This is a genomic window from Micromonospora sp. NPDC047753 (genome assembly GCF_040642735.1).
In the GTDB taxonomy this organism is placed as follows: Bacteria; Actinomycetota; Actinomycetes; order Mycobacteriales; family Micromonosporaceae; genus Micromonospora.
The window spans coordinates 1-8422 of record NZ_JBEYSL010000297.1 but is presented as its reverse complement, the minus strand read 5'-3'; the positions used below and the strand labels follow the sequence as shown (position 1 = coordinate 8422).

At 72.4% G+C, this 8422-nt stretch carries 7 protein-coding genes; 3 read left to right on the top strand and 4 right to left on the bottom strand.

All coding sequences use genetic code 11. From position 1 onward, the window contains the following. The 3 genes from ABZ749_RS22840 to ABZ749_RS22830 form a co-directional block, all read right to left on the bottom strand. Nucleotides 1-1417 (bottom strand): DEAD/DEAH box helicase (locus ABZ749_RS22840; RefSeq protein WP_357230842.1); only part of this gene is annotated, 1417 nt, incomplete at its 3' end. Nucleotides 1418-1761: 344 nt separating this feature from the next. After that, entirely contained in the window at nucleotides 1762-3300 is a 1539-nt protein-coding gene (locus ABZ749_RS22835; protein WP_357230836.1) for a hypothetical protein, read from the bottom strand. Between the two features lie 114 nt (nucleotides 3301-3414). Beyond that, on the bottom strand, nucleotides 3415-4980 hold the full coding sequence (locus ABZ749_RS22830; protein ID WP_357230833.1) for an NlpC/P60 family protein: 1566 nt from the start codon (nucleotides 4978-4980) through the stop codon (nucleotides 3415-3417). A 239-nt stretch (nucleotides 4981-5219) separates the two neighbouring features. On the opposite strand from ABZ749_RS22830, the gene mqnE reads away from it, so the two are divergent. The 3 genes from mqnE to ABZ749_RS22815 all read left to right on the top strand — a co-directional run bounded on the left by mqnE (nucleotide 5220) and on the right by ABZ749_RS22815 (nucleotide 7229). After that, nucleotides 5220-6389 (top strand): aminofutalosine synthase MqnE, encoded by a 1170-nt coding sequence (gene mqnE, locus ABZ749_RS22825; protein WP_091395685.1) that lies wholly within the window; start codon nucleotides 5220-5222, stop codon nucleotides 6387-6389. A gap of 23 nt (nucleotides 6390-6412) precedes the next feature. Continuing rightward, nucleotides 6413-6850, top strand: a complete 438-nt coding sequence (locus ABZ749_RS22820; protein WP_355004821.1) for a hypothetical protein — start codon at nucleotides 6413-6415, stop codon at nucleotides 6848-6850. A 73-nt stretch (nucleotides 6851-6923) separates the two neighbouring features. Further along, the gene (locus ABZ749_RS22815) at nucleotides 6924-7229 is read left to right on the top strand and encodes a DUF4229 domain-containing protein (protein ID WP_357230839.1); all 306 of its coding nucleotides are present in this window, start codon (nucleotides 6924-6926) and stop codon (nucleotides 7227-7229) included. 67 nt (nucleotides 7230-7296) lie between these two features. Here ABZ749_RS22815 and ABZ749_RS22810 read toward each other — a convergent pair. Then, nucleotides 7297-8422 (bottom strand): C39 family peptidase (locus tag ABZ749_RS22810; RefSeq protein WP_357230830.1); only part of this gene is annotated, 1126 nt, incomplete at its 5' end.

The following is an 8422-nucleotide window of genomic DNA, read 5'->3' as shown; positions in this document are numbered from 1 at the left end:
GGCGGTCGCCGAAGCGGCGCTCGCCGGTGGGCCGGTCGCCGTAGCGCCGCTCGCCGGTGGGCCGGTCGCTGTAGCTCCGGTCGCCCTGCGGGCGGCCGCCGTAGCTCCGGTCACCCTGCGGGCGGTCGCCGAAGCGGCGCTCGCCGGTGGGCCGGTCGCCGTAGCGCCGCTCGCCCTGCGGGCGGTCGCCGAACCGGCGCGGTCCGCCCGAGCGGTCGCCGTAGCCCCGGGGCTCCGCCTCGACGCGGACCGGGACGCCACTGGGCTCGCGGGCGCCGACCAGCTCGGCCAACGCCGCGTCCCCGACCCGGACCCGGGTCTCGGCCGGCGCGACGCCGGCCTTCTCCATCATCGCCAGGGTGGTACGGCGCTGCTTGGGCAGCACCAGCGTGGCGACCGCGCCCGACTCGCCGGCCCGGGCGGTACGCCCCGCGCGGTGCAGGTAGTCCTTGGGGTCCTTCGGCGGGTCGACGTGCAGCACCAGGGTGACCCCGTCGACGTGGATGCCTCGCGCCGCCACGTCCGTGGCGACCAGCACGTTCATCCGGCCCTCACGGAACTCGGCGAGCGTCTTGGTGCGCATCCGCTGGGTCTTGCCGCCGTGCAGCCCACCGGCGCGTACGCCGACGGCCGCGAGCTGCTCGACCAGCCGGTCCACACCGAGCTGCGTGCGGGCGAAGACCATGGTCCGGCCGTCCCGGGCGGCGATCGAGGCCGCCACCGGGAACTTCTCGTGCGGCGGGATCAACAGCATGTGGTGGTCCATGGTGGACACCGAGGCGGTGGAGGGCGCCGTGGAGTGGGTGACCGGGTCGGTCATGAACCGCTTGACCAACGCGTCGACGTCACCGTCCAAGGTGGCCGAGAAGAGCAGCCGCTGACCGCCCGCGGGCGTCTTCGCCAGCAGATCGGTCACCTCGGGCAGGAAGCCCATGTCGGCCATCTGGTCGGCCTCGTCGAGCACCGTCACCTCGACGTCGTCGAGCTGGCAGATGCCCCGCTCGATGAGGTCGCCGAGTCGGCCCGGGGTGGCCACGATGATCTCCACGCCGCGGCGCAGCGCGTCGATCTGCCGGTCGTACGGGACGCCGCCGACGGCGGTCTTGAGGAAGATGCCGACGGACTTGCCCAACGGCACCAGGGCGTCGTTGACCTGCATGGCCAGCTCGCGGGTGGGCACCAGGACCAGGGCGCGCGGACGCATCGGCCGGGCCCGGTTGCGGTTGGCCAGCCGGGCGATCATCGGCAGACCGAAGGCGAGCGTCTTGCCCGACCCGGTCTGCCCGCGGCCCAGCACGTCGCGGCCGGCGAGCGCGTCCGGAACGGTGGCCCGCTGGATCTCGAACGGGCTGGTGATGCCCTGCTGGGCCAGCGCGCGGACCAACTGCTCCGGAAGGCCGAGAGCGGCGAAGCTCATCGGCTCGGCGGTCTCGGTCTGAGCGGTCGCTACCGCAGGGGTGCCGGCCTCGCTCGGGGCGACGTCGAGCTGCTCCCGGGAGGCGTCGGCCGCCGGGACTGAGTTGAAAACGGACGTAACGGTGCTGTGGTCAGCAGAGGTGGTCAACAAAAACCTTTCGAGCGGGGCGCATCTTCGCGATGGCCTGCCGCGGCTGTGCCGCCGGATCGCCCGCAAGATCGCCCAGGGGCGCACACCACGCGCGCCGGGTCAGTGATCTCAACCAGTGTACGGCGGTCTGGCGAAGCCGCCAGTCGGTTGACCGACCGTAGTGGGCGGACTCACCATCGCCGGCGCTCGCTGGCTCACCCGTTGAGCACGCTGCCCACCAGACCGTCCAGGGCGTCGCCGGCCAGCAGGACGACCATGACACTGATCGCGACCAGCAGCCCCAGAGCGGCGGCCAGGACGATCAGCACCCGGGCGTTACTGGACCGTTCGGCCGGCGTGTCGGACCACCCCTGGGCCAGGATGTGCCCGGTCAGCGAGCCGGAGTTCTCCACCGCGTTGGCGGGTATCGCGACAGTGGTGAAGCCGGCGCCCTCGCCGTTGCCGTAGACGGTGCCGGCCAGGTCGGTGCGGTTGTCGCGCCGCCCACCACGGGCGCCGGCAGCGTCCCGTCCGGCGGAGCCAGCCGGCGGGCCGCTCGGCGGCGCGGTCACACGCGAGTTTCCGGCGTGCGCGGTCGACGAAGGTGCCCCGGCGGTGGACGGTGGCCAGCTCGGCAGTGCCGGTGCGGGCACCACCGGCGGCGCGGAGACGGCTGCACCGGCCCAGCCGGCACCGGACGTCGGGCGGGTCACCCCGGCGGGGGACGACCACCCGGCTGGTGGTGCGGAGACCGAGGCGCTGGCCCGTACGCCGGGCGTGTCGATCATCGCGGGCGGCGGCGGAAACGGCGGTGCCGGCATCGGGCCGGGCGGGGCCGGTGGTGCCGGCACCGGCGGACCGGGTGGCGGCAGCGGCGGGCTCGGGACGGGCGGCGTCGGCGGACCGGGGATGGGCGGCATCGGCGAGGGCGGCGGGGACGGCGGGCCCGGAAGGGGTGGAACCGGATCGGGCGGCGGCGTCGGTCGGGGACCCGGCGTCGGCGCCGGACCGGGCGGGTACGGACCCGGGGCCGGCGCGGGCTCCGGTTCCGGTGGCGACGGCTGGGTCGGCCCGGGGCCGGGTGGCGTGGGGTCCGGCTCCGGCTCCGGAGTCGACGGCGTCGGAGGTTGGGCCGGCTCGGCACCCACCGGCGCGGCTCGATAGACGGCGGGCGCGCTCTCGCGACGGTCCGGGGTGCCCAGGGCGCTGGCAGTGCCCCGGCTGCTGCTCGGAACCGTGGCGCTGGCCCGGGCCGGCGCTGAGGAGTCGCTTCGCTGGCCCGGCAACGACACGTCGGCTGGGCTGGCCGAGCCGGTCGCACGGTAGGTGGTCGCGGTGACCGGAGCGCTGGCCGGCAGGTCACTGCGGAGAGCGCCGGCGGTCACGACGCTGGCACGTGCGCGTACCGGTGCCACCGCCTGGCTCTGGCGCTCGTCGCCGGCCGCCGCGTCGTCATCGGCGTCGTCGGTCGAGTCGCCAGCGACGACCGCTGCCGTGCCACCGCCGACCTGACCGTTGGCCGCTGTGCCGCTGTCCGCGGTGCCGCTGTCCGCCGGGGCGGCGGAGCCGGCGTTCGTCGAGCTGGTGTCGCTGCCTGTCGAGCTGGTGGCAGCCGGGTTGGTGTCGCTGGCAGCCACCGGCTCGGCGGTGTCCGGCCCCGGTGGGCCGGGCTGGTCGACGGTGTCCGGCCCTGGTGGGCCGGCCTGGTCGACCACGGGGTCGACAGTCTCCGCCGGATCTCTCTGCTCGGCCATTTCCGCCCTCCGCGCCGTGCTCGCACCCGGACCCGTGACGTCGAGTCGGATGTGCCTGGTTGTCACGGTGCCACAGATCTTCCCGAGCGGACAGCCGGAGCCGGTCGTGGCGGATCAGCCCGTGGCGCTGGGGCTGCCCGTCGCGCTGCTACTGCTCGACGCGCTCGTGCTGGCCTTCGGCGTGGTCGGCGGAGACGTGCTGGCCGGCGCGCTGGTCGTTGCCGGGGGCAGGGTCGTCGGAGGGTTGCTCGCAGTGCTCGACGGCTTCGGCGTGGTGCTGCCGGTCGGAGTGGGCGTCGGGGTGGTCGTCAGCGTCGGCGTCGGCGTCGGCGTGGGCGTCGCGCTCTCGGTGGGCTTCGGGGTGGTGGTCTTCGTCGGCGACGGTGTGGGCGTCGGCTTGGTGGTCTTCGTCGGCGACGGGGTGGGCTTCGGGGTCGACACCGGCGGGGTCGGGTTGGTCACGACCGGTGCCGGCACCGCGCCGATCACCCGGGTGGCGGCGTACAGCCGGGACCAGCGGACGACCGAGATCTTGACGACGTCGCCAGTGGTGGGCGCCTGCACCATCTTGCCGTTGCCGATGTACATGCCCACGTGGTGGATCGTTGTCCAGCTGCTGCCTGAGGCGAAGAAGAGCAGGTCGCCGGGGAGCAGCGCGCTCTGCGGGACGGTGCGGCCCCGGGTGGCGGCGTACTGGTCGCGGGAGACCCGTGGCAGGTCGAAGTAGTCAGCGCCGGGGGACCGGTACGCCGCCCACATCAGGCCGGAGCAGTCGAACTGGTTCGGCCCCTCCTCGGACCACTTGTACGGGTCGCCGAGCTGGGCGAGCGCGTACCGGACCGCGGCCAGTGCCCGGGGGTGCGCGGCCATGCCGCTGATGCTCTGGTTGGAGACGTAGCCGGCACCGATCTGCTGCTCGGCGGCTTCCTGCTGACGTTCGATCTCGATCAGCGCGGCGGCGTTGTCCCGGCGCAGCTTGAGCAGGCTCGCCTCGGCGGTGCGCAGCGCCGTCTCACCGGTGGTGAACTCCGCCTCGGCGGCGGCAAGCAGATCCTTGGCCTGGCTGTGCTTCTGGTACGCGGCCTGCTCGCCCGCGCGGGCCCGGGACAGCTCCCCGGCCACGCCGGTGGTGCCGCCGTCGACCTTCTCGCCACGGGTGATCGCCTGGAGGCGGCTCAGCCCGCGGATGTCCTGGGCGAAGTCGCCCGGCGGCAGCGCGGCGGCGGCCTTGACGGCCTCGGCGGCGGCGGTGTCGGCCGACTGCTGGGCCCGGAGCAGGGCGTCCTGCGCGGTCGCCAGCGCCTTGCCGGCCGCGTCGAGCTGCGCCTGGGCGTCGACGCGTTTCTGCCGCCTCACCAGCAAATCCTCGCCGAGCGCGCCGACCTGGACCTCACCGGCGGAGATCGCAGTGGCCAGCGGACCGTTGCCGATGTTGACCACCGGAGGGGCGGGCACGCCGGCGACCGGCGCGCCGCCGGGCAGTTGGAGCGAGCCGGTGACCGCCGGGCGCGAACCCGTGTCCGGCACTGTGGTCGGCACGCCGGGCTCCGCGTACGCGGGGGTGGCCAGCACGGCTGCGGCGATCGCGCCGAGCAGGGCGGCCCAGAGCTTCGGACGCAGGACCGGCGAGATCACCGGGCTCCGTCGTCGCTGCCGTCGCCCGCGCCCGCTGTAGACCATGCCGCTCCCCGTCCAACCACTCGTCGCCGCGCTCGGTGGGCGCGACCGCCGGGACGGTACCAGTGTGTGTGTTCCGCCCCACCTTGTTACTACCGCACCGCGCCACTCATGTCGATGTGTTGTCGGGTTACGGGAGGCTGAGAGTCTGGTGAGGTGGGTCGCTGCCAGCGACCGTGCCGGCAGGCCCGTCGGTGTCGCGACGTACGCTCGATCCGGACCGCAGGTGGAAGGGACGTGCCATGGACGCCGGACTCAAGCGTGAGCTCGAAGCGAAGGTGTACGCCGGTGAGCGGCTGACCCGGGAGGACGGGGTCGCCCTCTACGAGAGCGACGACCTGACCTGGCTGGGGCGGCTGGCGCACCACAAGCGCACCGAGCTGAACGGCGAGCGGGTGATGTTCAACGTCAACCGGCACCTCAACCTGACGAACGTCTGCTCGGCGTCCTGTGCGTACTGCTCGTTCCAGCGCAAGCCGGGCGAGAAGGACGCGTACACGATGCGCATCGACGAGGCGGTCCGCAAGGCCAAGGAGATGGAGGACGAGCAGCTCACCGAGTTGCACATCGTCAACGGCCTGCACCCCACGCTGCCCTGGCGTTACTACCCGAAGGTGCTGCGCGAGCTGAAGGCGGCGCTGCCGAACGTCAAGCTCAAGTGCTTCACGGCGACCGAGGTGCAGTGGTTCGAGAAGATCAGCGGCCTGAGCGCCGACGAGATCCTCGACGAGCTGATGGACGCCGGTCTGGAGTCGCTGACCGGTGGCGGCGCGGAGATCTTCGACTGGGAGGTCCGACAGCACATCGTCGACCACGCCTGCCACTGGGAAGACTGGTCGCGCATCCACGCCCTGGCGCACAGCAAGGGCATGAAGACCCCGGCGACGATGCTGTACGGCCACATCGAGGAGCCCCGGCACCGCGTCGACCACGTGCTGCGGCTGCGCGAGTTGCAGGACGAGACCGGCGGCTTCGCGGTCTTCATCCCGCTGCGCTACCAGCACGACTTCGTCGACTCGGCGGACGGCAAGATCCGCAACCGGATCCAGGCGCGCACCACGATGGCCTCGCCGGCCGAGTCGCTGAAGACGTTCGCCGTCTCCCGGCTGCTCTTCGACAACGTGCCGCACCTGAAGAACTTCTGGGTGATGCATGGGCTGTCGGTCGCCCAGCTCTCGCTGAACTTCGGCGTGGACGACCTGGACGGCTCCGTCGTCGAATACAAGATCACTCACGACGCCGACTCGTACGGCACCCCGAACACCATGCACCGGGACGACCTGCTGCACCTGATCTGGGACGCCGGCTTCCAGCCCGTCGAGCGGGACACCCGCTACAACGTGGTCCGGGAGTACGACAAGGCCCCGTCGCTGGCCGAGCGGCGCGCCGAGCCGCAGCAGGTCTGGGCCTGAGCCACCACGTACCCTCGCAGTCGATGACCGAGCAACGAGGACCTGAGCCGCAGAGCGGGTTTCCCCGCCGGGACGCCGAGGGCCGCATCCGTACCCTGGGCGATCTGCTCGGGGTGTGCCTGGCCGGCCTGGTCATCGGCGTGCTCGCGTTGGTGTTGTTCGACTGGGCGTTCGCCTCGATCGGCGCCGGCGACTTCGGGCACACGAACGGTTGGCTGGCGGTGATCCTGCCGGCCTGGCTGTTCTGGGACGACTTCCGGGCCTGGGAGTTCGGCGCCGCCCGGGTGGTGGCGGCGGTGGTCGCCGCTGCCGTCGGGGTGTTCGCAGGGTTGCTGATCGCCGGTCTGGGTGCGGGGTTGCCGCCGCTGCTCTCCGGGGCGTTGGCGGCGGCGGCGTTCACTGTGGCGTACGCGGCCCTCTGGTTCCCGGGTGTCCGCTGGCTGGCCCGCCGGACCGGCTGACCGCGACCGCCCGTCGGGCGGCTCGACCCTTCCGCCGGCAGTGGCGGGCGACGGAGAGAACGGAGTGGTGCAGGTGAGTGCCGCGCTCAAGTACACGCTGGGCCGGATCGGGCTGTTCGTCGCAGTGCTGGCGGGCCTCTGGCTGGTCGACATGAACGTGTTCCTGAAGCTGATGCTGGCGCTGGTGTTCTCCGCCGCGCTCTCCTTCTTCCTGCTGCGTGGTTGGCGGGACGAGATGGCCGGGGAGATCGCCGAAGCAGCCGAGCGCCGCCGCACCGAGAAGGAACGCCTCCGCTCCGCCCTGGCCGGGGAAGACCAAGCCCAAACCCAAACCCCCACCCCAGACCCCCCCACCCAAACCCCAGACTCCCCGCGTTGATCATGAAGTTATTGCCACGACACGCCGATCGGTCGGGCAATAACTTCATGATCAACCGCATCCGGGTCTACCAGTTGGTGGAGCCGGGGACCTTGGGCCAGGGCTTTGTGGTGGGCTTGATCAGGTACGCGATGCCGCCCGAGCCGCCGGAGACGCCGCCGCTGGCGTTGGTGCGCTTGGTGCGCAGCCAGATCTGCTCGAACTGCGCACGCTTGTAGACGTTGCGCACGACGTCGTTGCTGGACGAGGCCGGGTCGTTGACGATCACGTCGCCGTCGGCGGTGAAGCCGACCACCACGAAGAGGTGCCCGGAGGTGCCGTAGTTCGCCCCGTCCAGCTCACTGGCGAGGAATGACTGGCTGGTCACGACGGGGATGCCGGCGGCGATGAAACGCTCCAGCTCGTCCAGCGAGTGCAGCCGGGTCACCCGGCCCTCCAGCCCGGGGAAGCTGGCCGCGTACGCGGTGTTGAACGGCCAGTTGCCCGCGCCGTCGTACGCGTAGTCGTAGGTCATCCGGGCGGCGTGGTTGACGGTCGGGTCGGGGTAGGTGGGGTCCACCCAGGAGGTGTCGGCCGCCGACGGTCGGCGACCCCAGTACTCGACGACCATCTCCGTCGAGGTGGGTGAGCACCACGCCTCGCCGCCGCCGTCGTACTCGGGGTAGTGCCCGGAGTGCACGTTCTGCGAGTAACGCGGCACCGGCAGTTCCCGGCCCCAGGCGATGTGTCCGGCGCTCGGCGGCACCGTGAACCGGTCCGGCACCGTGGAACTCATCGCGCCGAGCATCCGGACCACCGGGGCGGCGCTCTGCCCGGGAGCGCGGTAGAGGGTCAGCTTGAGCTGGTACGACCGCAGCAGCACCCCGGCGGTGGCGTCGTCGATGCTGAAGGTGTCGGTCCAGATCGTCGACCAGGGGTCGCCCTGCCGGTTGACGCTGGTCCGCCGGATGTCGGTGTCGCCGGACGCCCAGCGACCCAGGACGTACCACGGGGTCTGGTCGCCGCTCGTGTAGCTGCCCTGCATCTCCACCTGGATCCAGGTGCCGGCGGGGGTCTCCGCGTTCCAGGAGGCGATCAGTTCGGTGGCGTCGAACCCGACCCGGGTCACCGGCGAGGTCCAGGTGCCGTACTCCCAGGTGCGGGTGGTGCCGGTGTGCGGGTCCGCGTACTCGGTGGTGCCGGCCGGGCGGGCC

Excerpts from the sequence above, each read along its gene's own strand:
- mqnE (WP_091395685.1), top strand. The coding sequence starts at position 5,220 with ATGGACGCCGGACTCAAGCGTGAGCTCGAAGCGAAGGTGTACGCCGGT.
- ABZ749_RS22820 (WP_355004821.1), top strand. The coding sequence starts at position 6,413 with ATGACCGAGCAACGAGGACCTGAGCCGCAGAGCGGGTTTCCCCGCCGG.
- ABZ749_RS22830 (WP_357230833.1), bottom strand. The coding sequence starts at position 4,980 with ATGGTCTACAGCGGGCGCGGGCGACGGCAGCGACGACGGAGCCCGGTG.
- ABZ749_RS22835 (WP_357230836.1), bottom strand. The coding sequence starts at position 3,300 with ATGGCCGAGCAGAGAGATCCGGCGGAGACTGTCGACCCCGTGGTCGAC.